Raw genomic sequence first — 237 nt, forward strand, 5'->3', positions numbered from 1 at the left:
GTAAGCATTTACAGCTCCAATCAACATGTTGATTGAGCTGTTATCTAAATGTCCTCTGTATTTCAACCATGGTCCAGCCATAGCAAGGTGGTCGGTTGTACATTTTCCGAAAGCTTTAATTAAAACTTTAGCACCTACAACGTTTTTTCCATCCCAAGCAGGGAATCCTTCTAACAACTCAAGTCTGTCCGAAGTTGGACTTACTTCTACAACAACAGAAGATCCGTCCTCAGAAGG

Annotated in this window: 1 pseudogene; it reads right to left on the bottom strand. The window is 41.4% G+C overall.

Going from position 1 to position 237, the window contains the following annotated elements:
- Positions 1-237, bottom strand: a pseudogene (locus SB689_RS24165) (aconitate hydratase); the annotation flags it as partial.

It is taken from the genome of Chryseobacterium sp. SIMBA_038, from assembly GCF_046535115.1.
In the GTDB taxonomy this organism is placed as follows: domain Bacteria; phylum Bacteroidota; class Bacteroidia; order Flavobacteriales; family Weeksellaceae; genus Chryseobacterium.